General features: G+C 63.3%; 18 protein-coding genes. 16 read left to right on the top strand and 2 right to left on the bottom strand.

The annotated features are described in order from the left end of the window. Nucleotides 1-171: 171 nt before the first annotated feature. From E6W33_RS08470 to E6W33_RS08395, 16 genes are all read left to right on the top strand, one after another. Nucleotides 172-1,275, top strand: a complete 1,104-nt coding sequence (locus E6W33_RS08470; RefSeq protein WP_136416380.1) for an alkene reductase — start codon at nucleotides 172-174, stop codon at nucleotides 1,273-1,275. 84 nt (nucleotides 1,276-1,359) lie between these two features. After that, nucleotides 1,360-2,205, top strand: coding sequence for a formate dehydrogenase accessory sulfurtransferase FdhD (locus E6W33_RS08465; protein WP_136416378.1), 846 nt, complete (start codon nucleotides 1,360-1,362; stop codon nucleotides 2,203-2,205). A gap of 142 nt (nucleotides 2,206-2,347) precedes the next feature. Continuing rightward, a complete protein-coding gene (locus E6W33_RS08460; RefSeq protein ID WP_136416376.1) occupies nucleotides 2,348-3,052 on the top strand; it encodes an ABC transporter permease in 705 nt (234 codons plus the stop codon). Beyond that, nucleotides 3,052-3,723 (top strand): energy-coupling factor ABC transporter ATP-binding protein, encoded by a 672-nt coding sequence (locus E6W33_RS08455; RefSeq protein ID WP_136416785.1) that lies wholly within the window; start codon nucleotides 3,052-3,054, stop codon nucleotides 3,721-3,723. The genes E6W33_RS08460 and E6W33_RS08455 overlap by 1 nt, the downstream gene beginning before the upstream one ends. Nucleotides 3,724-3,793: 70 nt before the next feature. Beyond that, on the top strand, nucleotides 3,794-4,552 hold the full coding sequence (locus tag E6W33_RS08450) for a substrate-binding domain-containing protein (RefSeq protein ID WP_247869596.1): 759 nt from the start codon (nucleotides 3,794-3,796) through the stop codon (nucleotides 4,550-4,552). A 34-nt stretch (nucleotides 4,553-4,586) separates the two neighbouring features. After that, on the top strand, nucleotides 4,587-5,039 hold the full coding sequence (locus tag E6W33_RS08445) for a DUF3306 domain-containing protein (protein ID WP_136416372.1): 453 nt from the start codon (nucleotides 4,587-4,589) through the stop codon (nucleotides 5,037-5,039). Nucleotides 5,040-5,079: 40 nt separating this feature from the next. Continuing rightward, complete coding sequence (locus tag E6W33_RS08440) at nucleotides 5,080-7,188, top strand: 4Fe-4S binding protein (RefSeq protein WP_136416370.1); 2,109 nt, start codon at nucleotides 5,080-5,082, stop codon at nucleotides 7,186-7,188. Nucleotides 7,189-7,384: 196 nt separating this feature from the next. After that, the gene (locus E6W33_RS08435) at nucleotides 7,385-8,044 is read left to right on the top strand and encodes a molecular chaperone TorD family protein (protein WP_136416368.1); all 660 of its coding nucleotides are present in this window, start codon (nucleotides 7,385-7,387) and stop codon (nucleotides 8,042-8,044) included. A gap of 17 nt (nucleotides 8,045-8,061) precedes the next feature. Beyond that, the gene (locus E6W33_RS08430) at nucleotides 8,062-8,292 is read left to right on the top strand and encodes a twin-arginine translocation signal domain-containing protein (protein WP_136416366.1); all 231 of its coding nucleotides are present in this window, start codon (nucleotides 8,062-8,064) and stop codon (nucleotides 8,290-8,292) included. Between the two features lie 13 nt (nucleotides 8,293-8,305). Beyond that, nucleotides 8,306-11,197 (top strand): formate dehydrogenase subunit alpha, encoded by a 2,892-nt coding sequence (locus E6W33_RS08425; RefSeq protein ID WP_136416363.1) that lies wholly within the window; start codon nucleotides 8,306-8,308, stop codon nucleotides 11,195-11,197. Nucleotides 11,198-11,232: 35 nt separating this feature from the next. Beyond that, complete coding sequence (gene fdh3B / locus E6W33_RS08420; protein WP_136416361.1) at nucleotides 11,233-11,913, top strand: formate dehydrogenase FDH3 subunit beta; 681 nt, start codon at nucleotides 11,233-11,235, stop codon at nucleotides 11,911-11,913. Continuing rightward, nucleotides 11,910-12,143 (top strand): hypothetical protein, encoded by a 234-nt coding sequence (locus tag E6W33_RS08415; protein WP_136416359.1) that lies wholly within the window; start codon nucleotides 11,910-11,912, stop codon nucleotides 12,141-12,143. Before fdh3B ends, E6W33_RS08415 begins: the two co-directional genes overlap by 4 nt. Nucleotides 12,144-12,145: 2 nt before the next feature. After that, nucleotides 12,146-13,261 (top strand): formate dehydrogenase subunit gamma, encoded by a 1,116-nt coding sequence (locus E6W33_RS08410; RefSeq protein WP_247869577.1) that lies wholly within the window; start codon nucleotides 12,146-12,148, stop codon nucleotides 13,259-13,261. 15 nt (nucleotides 13,262-13,276) lie between these two features. Beyond that, nucleotides 13,277-13,636, top strand: coding sequence for a hypothetical protein (locus E6W33_RS08405; RefSeq protein WP_136416357.1), 360 nt, complete (start codon nucleotides 13,277-13,279; stop codon nucleotides 13,634-13,636). Between the two features lie 16 nt (nucleotides 13,637-13,652). After that, nucleotides 13,653-13,997, top strand: a complete 345-nt coding sequence (locus E6W33_RS08400) for a hypothetical protein (protein WP_136416355.1) — start codon at nucleotides 13,653-13,655, stop codon at nucleotides 13,995-13,997. 31 nt (nucleotides 13,998-14,028) lie between these two features. Beyond that, nucleotides 14,029-14,469: a DUF3305 domain-containing protein gene (locus tag E6W33_RS08395; protein WP_136416353.1), complete on the top strand. Its 441-nt coding sequence runs from the start codon at nucleotides 14,029-14,031 to the stop codon at nucleotides 14,467-14,469. 9 nt (nucleotides 14,470-14,478) lie between these two features. Here E6W33_RS08395 and E6W33_RS08390 read toward each other — a convergent pair whose 3' ends face one another. Beyond that, on the bottom strand, nucleotides 14,479-14,976 hold the full coding sequence (locus E6W33_RS08390) for a universal stress protein (RefSeq protein ID WP_168798572.1): 498 nt from the start codon (nucleotides 14,974-14,976) through the stop codon (nucleotides 14,479-14,481). 11 nt (nucleotides 14,977-14,987) lie between these two features. After that, nucleotides 14,988-16,295, bottom strand: a complete 1,308-nt coding sequence (locus tag E6W33_RS08385) for a putative Na+/H+ antiporter (protein WP_247869576.1) — start codon at nucleotides 16,293-16,295, stop codon at nucleotides 14,988-14,990. Nucleotides 16,296-16,316: the final 21 nt, after the last annotated feature.

Raw genomic sequence — 16,316 nt, 5'->3', positions numbered from 1 at the left:
GGGCAATTCCACCCTTCTCCGCGCAGATGACAAGGATGATGATAGCGAAATACGCCTCTGCTCGTACGCCACGCCCAGCGCACAACGGAACCAAACCCCAGCCGCAACATCACACTTGACATATCCGCCCCTGGCGGACACTCCGATCAATGGCTACCGGAGTCGACACGCATGAACACCAGATCCGCACCGAAAATCGATGTCTTCTCGCCCATCGCACTGGACTCCCTGCAACTGAAGAACCGCCTCGTCATGCCGCCGCTGACGAGAAGCCGTGCCGAGCCGGGCAATCTTCCCTCCAGCATGGCGGCCACCTACTACAGCCAGCGCGCGGGTGCCGGCCTGATCATCACCGAAGCGACACAGGCCAGCGCCGGGGGCCAGGGTTATATCGCGACACCCGGCATTTACAGCGAAGCACAGGTCCAGGCATGGACGAAGGTGACCGACGCAGTTCACCAGAAAGGCGGCGTGATCTTCATGCAGCTATGGCATGTGGGCCGCATTTCGCATCCCGACTTCCGCGGCGGCGATCTGCCGGTCGCGCCTTCCGCCATCGCGCCGCGCGGCGTGCAGACCTACACCGCGGACGGCCTGAAGGATATCCCCACGCCGCGCGCGCTGGAGACGCATGAAATTCCGGTCATCGTCGAAGAGTTCAGGCAGGCCGCGCGCAATGCGAAGATCGCCGGCTTCGACGGCATCGAAGTGCATGGCGCGAACGGCTATCTGCTTGACCAGTTCCTCGAAGACGGCACCAACCAGCGCACCGACCGCTATGGCGGCAGCATCGAAAACCGCGCGCGCCTGCTGCTCGAAGTGATTGCAGTGACCGCCGACGTGTGGGGCAGCGATCGGGTCGGTGTGCGCCTGTCGCCGGGCGGCACCTTCAACGACATGTGCGACCGCCATCCGCAGGAAACCTTCGGCACAGTCGTGAGGCGTCTCGCGGCGCTCGACCTCGCCTACCTGCACCTGATCGAACCGATCCAGCCGCAAGGCGAGCACCCGATGCCCGACTTGTCCGTGCATTTCTTCCGGCCGCTCTATCCCGGCACGCTGATCGTTGCGGGCGGCTACAACCTGGCGCGCGCCAACGCAGTGCTGCAAGCCGGCCTCGCCGATATGGTCGCCTTCGGCCAGTCCTTCCTCGCCAATCCCGATCTCGTCGAACGCCTGCAGCGCGGCGCGCCGCTCAACACGCCCGATCCGCAGACCTTCTATAGCGGCGGCGCCAAAGGTTATATCGATTATCCGACGCTGGCAGAGCTGTAAACCCGGACATCCGGTTGACGCGCCGCAAGGCCGGCAACCGCGCATTTGGGCACACTGGCAAATCCAAACCGCAGGATTTACCCCATGCCGCATCGCCCCGCCTTGTCCAACGCGAGCATCGACCTGACGCATGAGGTAGACGTACTGGACGAACGCGGCCGCTGTTCCACCATTGCTATCCCGGCCGAGCGGCCCCTGACCGTCTACGTGGACAAGCGCGAACTCGTCACCCTGATGACGCTCGGCAGCGCGCCGGAAGCCTTGACGCTGGGCTATCTGCGCAACCAGCGGCTGGTGCGTTCCATAGAGGAAATCGTCTCGCTGCAGGTTGACTGGGAGGTCAACGCAGTGGCGGTCAGGACGCGTTCCGGCATCGCCGACATCGAGGAGAGGACGGCGCGCAAGGTAGTCACGACAGGTTGCGGTCAGGGCTCGGTATTCGGCGACCTGATGGAGGAAGTCGATACCATCACCCTGCCCGCCGATGCACGGCTGGCGCAGTCCGTTCTCTACCGTATCATCGACACCATCCGCACCCAGCCCTCGATCTACAAGCAGGCCGGCTCCGTGCATGGCTGCGCATTGTTTTCTTCCGAGGGCCGCCTGCTCTACTTCATCGAAGATGTCGGCCGGCATAACGCAGTCGATGCCATCGCCGGAAAAATGTGGCTTGACGACATGCGCGGCGACGACAAGGTGTTCTACACGACAGGCCGCCTGACCTCGGAAATGGTGATCAAGGGCGCGCAGATGGGCATTCCTTTTCTGCTGTCGCGTTCCGGCACCACGCGCATGGGCCATACGGTGGCGCAGCGCCTCGGCATGACCCTGCTCGCGCGCTGCACCGGCAAGCATTTTCTGCTGCTCACAGGAAAGGAGCGGCTGGTTTATGAGCCGCATCTATTGAGTAGTGTCATAAGCCTTGCGTGATGCGAAGCTGAAACAGATGTCGGCGTCGTAACATGGGCCGGCATGCTGCTGAAAACATCGCACAGCGGTTCTTTCAACAGCATGCCAGACCGGGCTTTCATTGCGGTATACCGGCCGCCGCGTTCTCAGGATCACGATTCCCATGGGCTTGAACGATTCCGTGCACGCCGCGTTTTCCCTTCTTCTTTCAGGAGACGCGGGGCTGTGGCAGATCGTGTGGATTTCCGTGAAGACATCGCTGCTCGGCATGCTGGTGGCGGCGCCGCCCGCGCTGGTGCTCGGCTATCTGATCGGCACGCGCGCTTTCTCCGGGCGGCGCATCGTGATCTGGCTCACGCAGGCCGCCTTGTCCCTGCCGACCGTGCTGATCGGATTGCTGCTGGTCATGATGCTGTCGCGACAAGGGCCGATGGGCAGTCTGCAGTGGTTGTTTACCCAGCCCGGCATCGTGTTTGGCGATGCGCTGATCCTGCTTCCGCTGCTGATCGCCCTGACGCTCGCGGCGGTGCAGGCGACCGACCCGCGCATTGCCGAAACCGCGATCGCGCATGGCGCATCCGGCTGGCGCCTCATGTGCACCGTGCTGCATGAAGCACGCTTCGGCGTCATGGTCGCTGCCGTCAACGGCTTCGGCCGCGTCATTTCGGAAGTCGGCTGCGCGCTGATGGTGGGCGGCAATATCGCCGGAGATACGCGCACTATTCCGACCGCGATTGCGCTCGAAACCAGCAAGGGCGAATTTGCCCAGGGCATCGCGCTCGGCCTCATCTTGATGACGATTGCGCTGGTCATCAATGCCGCAATGCTGCTATTGCAGGGCAACGCCGGTTCTTCGATGGGGGCATGATGAAATCCTTGCTGAACATCCATCGTCTGCAAAAGAAAATCGGCCAGCGCCTGCTGCTCGACATCGATCAACTGCACATCGAGGCAGGCTGCGCCTATGTATTGACCGGCGCCAACGGTTCGGGCAAGAGCACCCTGCTGCGCGTGCTGGCAGGCCTGATGCCGGCCGACATTGCAGAAGCGAACTTCAGCGGCAATGCGGTTCGGCTTTCCCCTTATCCGAAGGCCATGCGCGACGCCATTGTGTACGTGCATCAGCATCCGGTGCTGTTCTCCACCAATCTGTTCCACAACATCGCTTACGGTCTCTTGGCGCGCGGCGTGAGCAAGGCCGAGGTTGCCAGGCGGGTCGACGAGGCGATGGCATGGGCGGGCATTGCGCACCTGCGAAGCAGCAAGCCGGCCGTGCTGTCCGGGGGAGAAAAGCAGCGCGTCGCGCTGGCGCGTGCCAAGGTGCTGTCGCCGAGATTGCTCCTGCTGGACGAACCGACCGCCAATCTCGACGGCCGGGCGAAGGAGCAGGTGATCGGCCTGATTCCCTCTCTGCTGGACGCCGGCAACAGCATCGTCATCGCCTGCCATGACCGCGACCTCATCGCGGTTCCCGGCATGCAGCGCATGAAGCTGCGCGACGGCCACCTGCAACTGAAAACTCCTTCAACGCCGTCCTGAAAGGAAAACCATGCGCCTCTCTTCATTGCACTGTCGCGTTGTTCTGGTCCTGCTCGGCCTGCTCTGCGGCATGTCTGTCGCAAATGCCCAGACGCTCCGGCTGTCGACCACCACCAGCACCGAGAACTCCGGCCTGCTCGCCTGGCTGCTGCCGCAGTTCGAGCAGGAGACGCACTTGAAGGTCAAAGTGATCGCGGTGGGTACCGGCAAGGCACTGGAACTGGCGAAGAACGGCGACGTCGACGTCACGCTGGTGCACGCGCGTGCGTCGGAGGACAGGTTTGTGGCCGAGGGACATGGCGTGAACCGGCGCGATGTGATGTACAACGATTTCCTGCTGGTCGGCCCGACCAGTGATCCGGCCGGCATCCGCGGCGAAAAGAATGTGCTGCACGCGATGAAGAAAATCGTCGCCACGCAGGCCCGCTTCATCTCGCGCGGCGACAACTCCGGCACCGACCAGATGGAAAAAGCGTACTGGAAGCAGCTCGGCGTCTCGCCTTCCGGGCCCGGCTACCTGTCGGCCGGCGTCGGCATGGGCCAGGTGCTGAACATGGCCGGCGAACTGCAGGCTTATACCCTGACCGACCGCGCTACCTACGGCGCGTACCGCGCGAAGACCGGGCTGGCGATCATGGTCGAGGGCGATCCGAAAATGTTCAATCCGTATGGCGTGATCGCCGTCAATCCGGAGCGACACAAGGAAGTGAACTACGCGGGTGCAATGCAGTTCATCCAATGGCTGACTTCCGCCGAAGGGCAGAAGAAGATCGCGGCCTTCAAGGTGGACGGACAGCAGTTGTTCTATCCGTCCGCATCAGCGCCGTGAGCGGCGCGCATCGTCGGCACACCGGGGACAAGACATGGCTGCAGAGGGATTTTTCCAGCGCTGGGCAAAAAGGAAAGCCGAATTCGCGAAGGCGGAAAACGGCAAGCCCGATGTCCATCCAGTTGAAGATGCCGTCAAGCCGGCAACGACTTCCGGCAATGCGGACGTGCCCATGCTGCCGACCATGGAGGACGTGAAGCATCTCGCGGCCGACTCCGATTACTCGCTCTTTGTCGCGAAAGGAACCGACCCGACAGTGCGGCGCGCGGCAATGAAGGCGCTCTTTTCCGATCCGCACTTCAATGCGATGGATGGCCTCGATGTCTATATCGGCGATTACACCCGGCCCACGCTGCTGACACCGGTGATGCTCGCGGCCTTGCAGCACGCACGCAGCATTTTCCCGTCCGCCGAGGAGCAAGAACAGGAGCCGGAGCAGGAGCCAAATGAGGCCGGCAAGGATGACCCACCCGCGCCGGATGCATAGGATGTGCCGGACATGCAAGCATGACAGACAGGCGGATTTCATGAACACGACATTCAGGATTTGCAGTTGCAACCGCAGCATGCCGCTCGACGCCGCCGCAGGCGAAAAACTCGGCAAGGCGCTCGGGACGGAAGCTCTTCCGGTCGCGCACGAATTGTGCGGAAGGCAAGTGGACGCCTGCCGCGATGCGCTGAGGGGAACGGCGCCGGTGGTGGTCGGCTGCACGCAGGAGAGCGCGCTGTTCGAGGAACTCGCGCAACAGGAAAATGGCGCTGTCCCGCTGCGCTTCGTGAATCTGCGCGAAACAGCGGGGTGGGGTTCGCAGGCGGCAAGCGCCCTCCCGAAGATGGCGGCGCTGCTGGCCGACGCCGCCCTGCCCGCCGCCGATCCGGTGCCGGTGGTGAACTATTCCTCGCGCGGCCGCGTGCTGGTCATCGGCAGCGCCGACCGGGCACTGCCATGGGCGGAGCGCCTGAGCAAGCAGTTGAGCATCAGCCTGCTGCTGACCGATGCACGCGCCACGACTTCCATGCCGCACGCGCGCCGCTATCCGGTGTTGTCCGGCGCGCAAGTCGAGATCGGCGGCTGGCTGGGTGCGTTCACGGTGCGCTGGCAGCAGTCCAATCCGATCGACCTGGACCGATGCGTGCGATGCAATGCCTGCATCGACGCCTGCCCGGAAAACGCGATCAGTCCGGTCTTCCAGATCGACCATGAGCGCTGCAAGCGGCACGGCGATTGCGTGGAAGCGTGCGGCGCGGTCGGCGCCATCGATTTCGCGCGGCAGCCAATTCGGCAGGAGCTGCAATGCGACCTGGTATTCGATCTGTCCCCGGCGCCCTTGATCACGCTGCACGAGCCGCCGCAAGGCTATGCCGCGCCCGCGAACGACATCGCAGCCGAGCATGAAGCCGCGCTGCGCCTGGGCCAACTGGTCGGTGAATTCGAGAAGCCGAAATACTTTCGCTACAAGGAAAAACTCTGCGCCCACAGCCGCAACCGGAAAACCGGCTGCACCGCCTGCATCGATGTCTGCTCCACCGGCGCAATCAGCACGTCAGACAGCAACGGCAATCACATCAAGGTGGATCCGCATCTGTGCATGGGCTGCGGCGCCTGCACCACGGTCTGCCCGTCGGGCGCGCTCGGCTATGGCTATCCCGATGCGCCGCATCTGGGACGGCGTCTGAAAACGCTGCTCACCACCTATGCGGCAGCCGGCGGCAAGCAGCCGGTGCTGCTGTTCCACAGCAAGGAAGGCGGCACCGCGCTGATCAATACGCTGGGCCGCCTGGCAAAAGGCGGCAAGCGCTTGCGCGGCCTTCCGGCGCGCGTCATCCCGCTGGCGCTGCATCACGTCGCCTCGGCCGGCATCGACCTGTGGCTGAGCGCCATTGCCTGGGGCGCATCCGGCATCGCCGTGCTCGCCACCGGCGAAGAAGCGCCGCAGTACATGACCGCGCTGAGAGAACAGATGCAGATTGCGCAGGCGATCCTGTCGGGCCTCGGCTACGGCGGCACCCATCTGCAGTTGATCGAGGCTGCGACGCCGGAAGCGCTAGACGCGGCCCTGCTGCATGCGCCGCGCGGTGAAGTGCCGGGAGTGCCGGCCAGGTTCAATGCCTTTGCCGACAAGCGCGATACGCTCGATTTCGCCATCGGACATCTGCAGGAACACGCTCCCGCGAAGGTAGAGGAAATTCCGCTTCCGGCAGGTGCGCCTTTCGGCAGCGTGCAAGTCGATTCCGCCGCCTGCACCCTGTGCATGGCATGCGCCGGCGCCTGCCCTTCGTCCGCGCTGATGGACACCACCGACCGGCCGCAGCTGCGCTTCATCGAAAAAAATTGTGTGCAATGCGGCCTGTGCGTGCAGACCTGCCCCGAGAGCGCGCTCACGCTCGTGCCCCGGCTGAACCTGCGCGATGCGGCAAAAAATCCTCTCGTGCTGAATGAAACGCGGCCCTTCTCCTGCATACGCTGCAACAAGCCCTTCGGCACGGAGAAGGTGATTGAAAGCATGCTGGCAAGACTGGCCGCCCATGATGCGTTCAGCGCCAATCTGGAGCGGCTGAAGATGTGCGGCGACTGCCGCGTGATCGACCTGATGCAGTCCAACCCGGGCGCGTTTACCTCGGCGCGGCGGCCATGATTCCGCGAGGCATTTTTGCCAGTCGGCTTTTGATGAGACGCAAATCGTTGTCGACTAGTTCTCGTTTTGAGGCCGGCAGGAGAAACATTTGGCCATTCCTGAATCAAATAGCGGTCGGTGCGCGTACTTTGAGCCCATTTCCTGCCCGACAGCACACATCGTCCGTGGAGGCGCATTTGAACAGAAAGCGCGTCGAATGAATCGGCCCGAAGCCGCGTATGCAGAGCATACGGTACAGGAGCAGGACGACGCGGACGAACTGGCCCGCGCCGACTTCTACGCGCTCATCGCGCGCCTGCTGCTCCGTGCGCCTGACGCGACGCTGCTGACCGTCCTGGCCGGCGCCGATTCGCTTGCCGCCGGACAAGCCGGCAATCCGCTGGAACTCGCCTGGGAAAAACTGATTCTTGCCGCCGGCGTGATCGACGCCGACGCCGTACGCGAGGAATTCGACGCCCTGTTCATCAGCATCGGCACACCACAGGTCAATCCTTACGCATCGCTGTACCTGGCCGGCTTCATGATGGAAAAGCCGCTGGCGGGATTGCGCGCGGACCTTGCGCAACTCGGCCTGTCCCGCGCGGCGGGCAGCGGCGAACTGGAAGACCATCTCGGCGCCTTGTGCGAAGCGATGCGCATCCTGATCGCCGGCGCCCCGGGTGTCACGCCACAGCCACTCGCCGTGCAAATGACGTTTTTCGAGAAGCACATCGCCACATGGTATTTGCCGTGCCTGGACCACATGCGTGGTGCGCCGGGCGCGAATTTCTATCAGCGGGTTGCCGATTTCATCCAGGCCTTCTTCGAGATCGAAGCCGAGGCATTCACGATGGATGAGGCATGTTCATTGAAGTGAGCCGGAGGAGCGGGAACATGGACAAGAACAAGGCGACCGATCATTCAAAGACCGCGTCTCGACGCAATTTCCTGGCCGCGGCCGTAGGCATGCCGGCACTCGCCGGCGCCGCCGCGCTGCTGACGCCACAATCCGACATCAAGGCAGATCCGCCTGCCGCGTCCTCGTCCCCTTCTGTCCCTTCCGACGCGAAGGGATATCACGAAACGGAACACATCCGGAAATACTATTCCACCGCGGCTTTCTGAGGAGGCGTCAATCATGTCCCTTGTTCGGAAATCCGGCGGCGCCGACAGCCAGGCCACGCTGGTGCGCAGAAGTGCGGAGCGCAGCGCCTCGTCCAGCTCGTCCACCATGAATCGGCGCGGCTTCCTGATGCGCACCGGCGTCACCGCAGGCGCGGCCGTCCTCGCACGCCAGCTCCCCTTGAACGTGATTCAACCAGCCGCAGCAGCCGAAGCGGCAGACGCGCCGGCCGCTGCCGCCGGCCAGCCGGAACTGAAACACACCATCTGCACCCACTGCTCGGTCGGCTGCTCGGTGGACGCCATCGTGCAGAACGGCGTGTGGGTGCGCCAGGATACCGCTTTCGACTCGCCGTTCAACATGGGGGCGCATTGCGCGAAAGGCGCATCGGTGCGCGAGCACGGGCACGGCGAGCGCCGCCTGCGCTATCCGATGAAGCTGGTCGACGGCAAGTACCAGCGCATTTCCTGGGACCAGGCGATCAACGAGATCGGCGACAAGCTGCTGCAGATCCGCGAGAAGTCCGGACCGGACGCGATCTTCTGGATCGGCTCCAGCAAGCACAACAACGAGCAGTCCTATCTGCTGCGCAAGTTCGTGTCGATGTGGGGCTCGAACAATTGCGATCACCAGGCGCGCATCTGCCATTCGACGACGGTTGCCGGCGTGGCCCAGACCTTCGGCTACGGCGCGATGACCAATTCCTTCAACGATCTCTCGCACAGCAAGGCGGTCCTGTTCATCGGCTCCAATCCCGCCGAAGCACATCCGATCTCGATGCTGCACTTCCTGCACGCGAAGGAACTGGGTGCGAAGATGATCGTGGTCGATCCGCGCTTCACGCGCACCGCGCGCTTTGCCCACCACTATGTGCGGATTCGTCCGGGCACCGACATTCCCTTCGTGTGGGGCGTGCTGTGGCACATTTTCAACAACGGCTGGGAAGACAAGGAATACATCGCGCGCCGCACCTACGGCATGGACGACGTGCGCAAGGAAGTCGCGAAATGGACGCCGGACAAGGTGTCGGATGTGACCGGCATACCGGAAGAAGCCGTCCGGCTCGCGGCCGAAATGCTGGCCAAGAATCGCCCTTCCTCGATTGTCTGGTGCATGGGCATCACGCAGCATCACGTCGGCACGGCCAACGTGCGGGCGCTGTGCATCCTGCAACTGGCACTGGGCAATATCGGCGTTGCCGGCGGCGGAGCCAACATCTATCGCGGCCATGACAATGTGCAGGGCGCGACCGACGTCGGACCCAATCCGGATACCCTGCCCGGCTACTACGGCGTGGCCGAGGGCGCATGGAAGCATTTCTCGGCGGTCTGGGGTGTCGACTACAACTGGATGCTGTCGCGCTTTGCCTCCAAGGAGCTGATGGAAAAGCCGGGCATGACCGTGTCGCGCTGGTTCGACGGCGTGCTGGAAAAGAACGAATTCATCGACCAGCCGAGCAATCTGCGTGCGGTTTTCTACTGGGGTCATGCGCCCAACAGCCAGACGCGCCTGCCGGACATGAAGGCGGCAATGCAGAAGCTCGACATGCTGGTCGTGATCGATCCCTATCCCAGCATGACGGCCGCGATGCACGGCCGCAAGGACGGCGTGTATCTGCTGCCGGCGGCGACGCAATTCGAAACCCAGGGTTCGGTCACCGCCTCCAACCGCAGCCTGCAATGGCGCGAGCGGGTGATCCAGCCGCTGTTCGAATGCAAGACCGACCATGAAATCATGTACCTGTTCGCGAAGAAGTTCGGCTTTGCGAACGAGTTGTGCAAGAACATCAAGGTCGTCAAGGACGAGCCGGTGATCGAGGACATCCTGCGCGAGATCAACCGATCGTGCTGGACCATCGGCTACACCGGCTGTTCGCCGGAGCGCCTGAAGCTGCACATGCAGAACAAGCACACCTTCAATCCGACCACCCTGCTCGCCGAGTCCGGCCCCTGCAAGGGCGACTACTACGGACTGCCCTGGCCCTGCTGGGGCACGCCGGAGCTGAAGCATCCCGGCACGCCCATCCTGTACGACCTGTCGAAACCGGTGATCGAAGGCGGCCTTCCCTTCCGCGCCAACTGGGGTGTCGAGCACAACGGCGCGCCGCTGCTGGCGGCGGACGGCTCGACCACGAAGGACAGCGAGATCGACACCGGCTATCCGGAATTCGACCATGTCTTTCTGAAAAAACTCGGCTGGTGGAACGAGCTGACGGCGCAAGAACAGGCGCTGGCGGAAGGCAAGAACTGGAAGACCGATCTCTCCGGCGGCATCATCCGCGTGGTGATCCAGCATGGCTGCGCGCCCTTCGGCAATGCCCGCTCGCGCGCCAATGTCTGGAATTTCCCCGATCCGGTGCCGGTGCACCGCGAGCCGCTGGTCACGCCGCGGCGCGACCTGGCCGCGCAATATCCGACCTATGAGGACAAGGCTGCCTTCTGGCGCCTGCCGACGCTCTACAAGAGCGTGCAGGCGGTGGATTTCGCGAAGGACTATCCGCTCATCATGACCTCCGGCCGCCTGGTCGAATATGAAGGCGGCGGCGATGAAACGCGCTCCAACCCCTGGCTGGCCGAGTTGCAGCAGGCCATGTTCGTCGAAGTCAATCCGCTCGATGCGGCGCGCACCGGCGTGAAGACCGGCGAGTTCGTCTGGGTCGAGACACCGACCGGCGCGCGTCTGAAAGTGCATGCGATGGTGACCCAGCGCGTGCCGGAAGGACTGGTGTGGATGCCCTTCCACTTCGGCGGATGGTGGATGGGCGAGGATCTTGAACCGCATTATCCGCAAGGCGCGGCGCCCATCGTGCGAGGCGAGGCGGCCAATACCGGCTGGACCTACGGCTACGACATCGTGACGATGATGCAGGAAACGAAAGCCTCGCTATGCAGGCTGGCGAAGTACTGACAATGCACTGACAAGACACTGACACGGAGACTCGCATGGCCGCCAGAATGAAGTTCATTTGCGATACGGAGCGCTGCATCGATTGCAACGGCTGCGTCACCGCCTGCAAGAACGAGAATGAGACGCCGTGGGGCGTCAATCGCCGCCGCGTCGTGACCATCAACGATGGCGTGCCGGGCGAACATTACATTTCGGTCGCGTGCATGCACTGCACCGATGCGCCCTGCATGGCGGTCTGCCCGGTGGACTGCTTCTACCATACCGAGGATGGCATCGTGCTGCACGACAAGGACATGTGCATCGGCTGCGGCTACTGCTATTTCGCCTGCCCGTTCGGCGCGCCACAATTTCCGGAGACCGGCGCCTTCAATCATCGCGGCAAGATGGACAAATGCACCTACTGCGCGGGCGGACCGGAACCGGACAATACCGAAGCCGAATTCCAGAAATACGGACGCAACCGCATCAGCGAAGGCAAACTGCCCGCCTGCGCCGAGCAATGCGGCACCAAGGCCTTGCTGGCCGGCGACGCCAACACCATCGCCAGGATCTACGAAGCGCGCGTCGAAACCCGGGGCTACGGGCCGGAGCTGTGGGGCTGGGACATTGCCTACCAACCGTCCAAGGGCGGCGAGATCAAGGCCAAGGGCAGCGGACCGCGCCCCAACCAGGACCTGAACGATTTCCAGAACAATCCACGAAAGCTGCCGACATGAAAAACTCGCGATTTCTGATGGCGCCAATGGTGCTGATGATGCCGCTGCTGCTGACGGGCTGCCTGGAAGTCGAGCAGCACCCGACCTGGATCGACGGCAAGTACGACGGCAAGGCGGACAACCTGCCGCCGCAGGCCAATTTCCACAATGACCGGCTGGCGTGGTATGCGGCGATTTCCAATCGCAATCTGCGCCAGAACGAATACAACCGGACCAACGACCGGAGGTAGACATGCTTCTCGCCCCTATCCGACCGCGCCTTTGGCCTGCCATGTTGCTGGCCGCGTTGCTGGTCTTGCTGCTGGCATGGTTTCCCCTTACAGCGCACGCGGCGGTTCCCAACGACAGTGCGCATCCCGCCTATGCGGAGGAGCAGACCATCCTGCAGGTTGAAAAAGGCTTGCCGGAACCCGGCTACGGCGACGCGGCGTCGGGGCGCGAGCATTTCGACCGGCACTACATCATTCCGCCCGGCTTCATGCCGGAACAGGATGTGATCCTCCAGCGCGGCGGCAACACCTGGCGCGTCCTGCGCAACGGAAGCTTCGCCACCATCTTCGGCGTGCTGGTCCTGGTCGTGCCGCTGCTGCTCTTCGGCTTCTATCGCGCCTTCGGCCCGGCACGCCTCGAACATCCGGCAACGGGACGCAAGATCCAGCGCTTTTCGGATTGGGATCGGCTGATCCATTGGACGACGGCAATCGCTTTCCTGACGATGGCCATCACCGGCCTGATCGTCCTGTTCGGCAAGAAGGTGCTGCTGCCATGGATGGGCCATGAAGTGTTCTCGTGGTTTGCCGTCATCTCGAAGTATCTGCACAACTTCGTCGGACCGCTGTTCATTGCCTGCTCGATCATCCTGTTCTTCAACTTCGTGCGCAAGAACCGCTTCGTTCGCGGCGACTGGATCTGGATCCGCAAGGCCGGCGGCATGGCCAGCCACGAACATGTACCGACCGGCTATTTCAATCCCGGCGAAAAGCTGTGGTTCTGGGGCGGAGTGACGCTGCTCGGTCTCGTCATGTCGCTGACCGGGTTGATGCTGGACTTCCCCTACTTCATCAATACCGGCGCGAATACCGGCTTCACCCGTTATCTGCTGCAGATGTCCAATTATTTCCACCTTGCCGGCGCCACCTTGTACATCATCGCCGCGATGGGACATATCTATCTCGGCACGCTGGGAACACCCGGCGCCTATGAGGCCATGCGCTACGGCACGGTCGACGAGGAATGGGCGAGGACGCACCACGAACTCTGGTACGACGAAGTGCAGGCGGACAGCCGCCGTACCGTCACGCCCGGCCGTCCGATTCCCCCCGGCACCACGCCGCGCCCCGGAAGCTGAGGAAGGAACAACACCATGGACAGCAGAAGCGCCATTCTTCTCGGACTTTCCGTCGCGCTGACGAGTGCGCTGGCCGGCTGCAACAAGAGCGACACCTCGCCCGCCAGCGCCGATGTCAGGCAGACCCATTTCCCCGGCGGCGTCACCTCGGGCGGCGGCACCAGCGGCGAGATCATGGCGCGCGCCAGCAGCGCAGGGGCCAGTGCGAAGGCCGGCGGCGACGAAGGCAAGCGCGGCCAGGCGGCGACGCCGAGCGGCAATGTCAGCGGCACGCCGGGCATTCCCGAAGGCGCGGGCGGCACGACGAGCGGATCCGCCATGGGCGGCACCACGCAAGGGGCAGCCGGCACGAAAGCCGCGCCGGCTCCGAAGTAGTCGAAAGGACAGAGCCATGCACAAGCGAAAACCAAGGTCGCTGACGGCGGCGATCCTGCTGGCAGGATTGTTCTCCGTCGGCGCCGCCGCCAAGTTGCCGCCGCCGACACCGGAGCAGCAACAGGCCGCGGCCGCCAAAAAGGAGCAGGCGGCAGCACAGGCGGCCAAGGAAAAGGAAGCGCTGGACGCGACCATGGACAAGATCGCCGCACGCTGGCGCGCCGGCGGCGGCAAGACGCATCCGCCTTCGGCCGCGGCGGAAGCGGTGGTCCCGGTGCGCAGCGAAAAGCTCGGCACCGCGGCGCCCAGCACCGATGTCAAGCAACCGGAAAAACAGGGGCCGCCGGACAAGATCAAGTAAGACCTATCGCCTATAGAGGAGACAACCAATAATGCGAATGGCCCGAATGCCGATCGCCGTGGTCATGCAGCGCCGTAACATACGCCACAAATGGGCAGGCGACGCATGGTCGGCTGTTGGCGTCGTACCCGATCCCGGCGGCCTGGCGCCTGTCACCCCGCTCGGCCGTAGCGAAGACGGCGAGTCCTACCTCGTGTCGGGCCTGCATCTCGACATCTACCCGGATGAAGACGACGGCTACTTCGAAAACTGGGCTGCGCCGGAGCCGAAGGTGTTCGTCATGTGGCGGCTGCAGGAGCAGCGCGCGATGCCGGTGGCCGCCTCGGTCAGCTACGGAGAAGGCACGCGCATGCTGGACTCGGGAGAACCGGTCGACGGCGTCGCGATGCCGCGAGAGATCCACGCGTGGCTGGCGCAATACCTGCAAGAGCACTATCGCCCGCGCGAACGTCGGGGACGGGAGCACGGATAGGAAGACGGCTCACATCGCCACCGGAACACCATCCGAGCCCACGCTGATCACGGGAACCGAGCGCTGCCGGCGCAGCACCTCGCGCGCCACATCCACCGACAAGAGTTTGACGAGGCGCGGATACGGAACCGGCATCACGATGGCATCGCAGCCGCACTGCTCGGCCATGTCAAGGATATTAAAAGCCACATCGCCTTCGCGCATCAGATATTCGACCTCGATGCCGGCTTTCTGCAAGTCGATCGCGGCATCGTCCATCAGCAACTTGCCGCGCGCCGACTGGAACCGGAGCAGATCGTCCTCGCTCTTGTAGCGCAGGATGCGCCATTCATCCGGGGGAACGGCGACAAACAGGAGCGACACGCGCACCGGCGTGCCGACGCGATGCTGCTGCAATGCATAACGGATGGGCCAGCGCGAACGTTCAGTCGCGTCCATCGGAATCAGCAGGTGAAGAGGCGCCCCGCCGGTACGGTTGGAATCGTTCATATTGGTCATGTCACTCATCGCGGCCTCCATTAGAGAAGCTGAAAGGCAAGAATGGCGACGCAGGTCGGCAGGGCCGCTGCGGCGAACAAACCGCCCGGGCTGATCGCTTCATCACGGAAGTAGCCTTTCAGAATCGAGAAGCCGGCCGGATTCGGCGCATTGGCAATCACCGTCAGCCCGCCGCCCGTCACCGCCCCCGCAACGAGCGCGTACTGGAATTCGGGAGTGACGCCCTCCACCAGCGAACCGAGGTAAGTCAGGGCCGCGTTGTCAGTCACGGCAGTCAAGGTCGTGGCGATGTAGTAAAGCGATGTCGAATCGACCTGCGCGAGGGTCGCTTCCAGCCACCACTGCTGGAGTCCGCCAAGGGTCACGAGCCCCGCGAGAAAGAACGCCACCATGAGGCCTTCGCGCAGGATCAGCTTGTCCTGATGACGCTGGTAGGCATGCGTGAAGCCCAGGAAGAACAGGAACATGCCCATGAAGATGACCGGATGATGGGCGAAGGCGACCACCGCCGCCAGGAAGACCATGTGCACCCCGACAACGAACGGCGGCACGCTGCCCGGCGCCTCCGCTTTCACGGCAGCCGGCCCCTTCTCCACGATCTCCTTGCGGAAGAACCAGGTCACCGCGGCAGCGTTCACAAGCACCGCGATGGCCGCCTTCCAGCCGAAATGCGCCAGCATGAACGGCGTATCCCAGCCCCATGTCGCGGCAACCATCAGCACCGGCGGCGCCGCAAACGACGTGAGGGTACCGCCGATCGAGACGTTGACGAACAGCACGCCCAGGCTTGCATATTGCAGGCGGGCGCTCAGATGATTGGTAAAGAAACTGTTCCGCAGCAGTATCGCTGCGAGTGTCATCGCCGCCGGCTCGGTGATGAAGGAGCCGAGCATGGGAACCAGCGAGAGGCACAGGAAATAAACGGCCAACGCGTCGGGAATCGGAATCGCATGGGCCAGCTTCCGGACCAGCGCCAGCACGGCTTGCAGGATTGGTTTGCTGGCCGCGATGACCATGATGACGAACACAAACATCGGCTCGGTATAGTTGCGCCCGTCGAGATAGTGGACGGTTTCATCCTTGCCCGTGATGGCAAACATGATCACCATCAGGACGAGCGCCCAGAGTCCGAATACGACCTCCACCTCCCCCAGCAAATGCCAGAGCCCGGCATGGCCCGGTTGCAGGACCGCCAGTTGCGAAAAAATCCTGGTCGAGAAAGTGTGCAGGACCGCGACGGCAAAGATGACCGCCGCGATCACTTCAATGGAATTCGACGCGAGCGATGTCATGGCCTGATATGCGGAACGGGTTGCGATGACTTTCATCTTAGGCGCGCAGCCTGCCCT

Source organism: Herbaspirillum sp. ST 5-3, assembly GCF_004804275.1.
Taxonomy (GTDB): domain Bacteria; phylum Pseudomonadota; class Gammaproteobacteria; order Burkholderiales; family Burkholderiaceae_D; genus Noviherbaspirillum.
The sequence above is the reverse complement of the archived record's forward strand: the minus strand, read 5'-3'. Positions and strand labels throughout refer to the sequence as shown.

Bases quoted from the DNA above. Each gene is read 5' to 3' on its own strand.
- E6W33_RS08470 (WP_136416380.1), top strand. From the start codon at position 172: ATGAACACCAGATCCGCACCGAAAATCGATGTCTTCTCGCCCATCGCA.
- E6W33_RS08465 (WP_136416378.1), top strand. From the start codon at position 1,360: ATGCCGCATCGCCCCGCCTTGTCCAACGCGAGCATCGACCTGACGCAT.
- E6W33_RS08460 (WP_136416376.1), top strand. From the start codon at position 2,348: ATGGGCTTGAACGATTCCGTGCACGCCGCGTTTTCCCTTCTTCTTTCA.
- E6W33_RS08455 (WP_136416785.1), top strand. From the start codon at position 3,052: ATGAAATCCTTGCTGAACATCCATCGTCTGCAAAAGAAAATCGGCCAG.
- E6W33_RS08450 (WP_247869596.1), top strand. From the start codon at position 3,794: ATGTCTGTCGCAAATGCCCAGACGCTCCGGCTGTCGACCACCACCAGC.
- E6W33_RS08445 (WP_136416372.1), top strand. From the start codon at position 4,587: ATGGCTGCAGAGGGATTTTTCCAGCGCTGGGCAAAAAGGAAAGCCGAA.
- E6W33_RS08440 (WP_136416370.1), top strand. From the start codon at position 5,080: ATGAACACGACATTCAGGATTTGCAGTTGCAACCGCAGCATGCCGCTC.
- E6W33_RS08435 (WP_136416368.1), top strand. From the start codon at position 7,385: ATGAATCGGCCCGAAGCCGCGTATGCAGAGCATACGGTACAGGAGCAG.
- E6W33_RS08430 (WP_136416366.1), top strand. From the start codon at position 8,062: ATGGACAAGAACAAGGCGACCGATCATTCAAAGACCGCGTCTCGACGC.
- E6W33_RS08425 (WP_136416363.1), top strand. From the start codon at position 8,306: ATGTCCCTTGTTCGGAAATCCGGCGGCGCCGACAGCCAGGCCACGCTG.
- fdh3B (WP_136416361.1), top strand. From the start codon at position 11,233: ATGGCCGCCAGAATGAAGTTCATTTGCGATACGGAGCGCTGCATCGAT.
- E6W33_RS08415 (WP_136416359.1), top strand. From the start codon at position 11,910: ATGAAAAACTCGCGATTTCTGATGGCGCCAATGGTGCTGATGATGCCG.
- E6W33_RS08410 (WP_247869577.1), top strand. From the start codon at position 12,146: ATGCTTCTCGCCCCTATCCGACCGCGCCTTTGGCCTGCCATGTTGCTG.
- E6W33_RS08405 (WP_136416357.1), top strand. From the start codon at position 13,277: ATGGACAGCAGAAGCGCCATTCTTCTCGGACTTTCCGTCGCGCTGACG.
- E6W33_RS08400 (WP_136416355.1), top strand. From the start codon at position 13,653: ATGCACAAGCGAAAACCAAGGTCGCTGACGGCGGCGATCCTGCTGGCA.
- E6W33_RS08395 (WP_136416353.1), top strand. From the start codon at position 14,029: ATGCGAATGGCCCGAATGCCGATCGCCGTGGTCATGCAGCGCCGTAAC.
- E6W33_RS08390 (WP_168798572.1), bottom strand. From the start codon at position 14,976: ATGAGTGACATGACCAATATGAACGATTCCAACCGTACCGGCGGGGCG.
- E6W33_RS08385 (WP_247869576.1), bottom strand. From the start codon at position 16,295: ATGAAAGTCATCGCAACCCGTTCCGCATATCAGGCCATGACATCGCTC.